The organism is Gluconacetobacter entanii, assembly GCF_013155425.1.
GTDB classification, from domain to species: Bacteria; Pseudomonadota; Alphaproteobacteria; order Acetobacterales; family Acetobacteraceae; genus Novacetimonas; species Novacetimonas entanii.
In genome coordinates, this window is record NZ_JABJWD010000009.1 from 1 (window position 1) to 691 (window position 691).

At 58.9% G+C, this 691-nt stretch carries 1 protein-coding gene; it reads right to left on the bottom strand.

Annotated elements, in window-relative coordinates; all coding sequences use genetic code 11:
- The coding region (locus HNH97_RS02420) for a type II toxin-antitoxin system RelB/DinJ family antitoxin (protein ID WP_171789757.1) at nucleotides 1–134 on the bottom strand (134 nt) is incomplete at its 3' end.
- Nucleotides 135–691 lie beyond the last annotated feature (557 nt).

The window sequence follows — 691 nt, forward strand, 5'->3', positions numbered from 1 at the left end:
TGGTCCTGGGCAATCCGCGTCATCAGCACGCGAACCACATCACTCACCGTCAGCCCGGCCGCGTGAATGACCTGGTTCGCGGCTTCCTGAATCTCGCCCGGCACTCGGGCCTGGACCATGCGACTGACAGCCATGACATACCCTCCCAACACTGTATTTCAGTGTAATACAAATCGTCGATTTTGTCTATGTTCCGGGGTGGGAGAAGGCGGAAAAGTGAGGGCAAGATTAAAGAAACCGGCACTCTGTGACCTTGGTTTTCAGGATTCCGATGTCTGCACATGGGGTTAGGGCGCCGGCATGGTGGCACTGCGAAAATTGCCGCCAGAGTGCCGCCCTTTCCGGCCAGGCCGCGAGAAACCCCCACATGGGACGGCACCATGCCCCACCTGATCGCGACAGGAGAACAGGTGATCGCCTCTTGCGATCACCCGCTATAAGGCCGTAGAAGGCCGTATGATGGCTTCCGGATCTTGTCCGGTATTGGGTATCGGAAACTCGTCTGAGTGCCCTGTATGGCCATCCTGCGGTCTCTAACTGGGAGTTCCTAGCTACAGACGCAGGAAGGGCCGGACTTACCACAACCCGGCCCTTCCCCTCGCCACAGGTGACTACGCCCATAGCCAGCTTGCCGCTGGCCTCGCACCAAGTGCAACCGGAATCGCCCCGTTCGTCGCTTCCTGAGCCATTT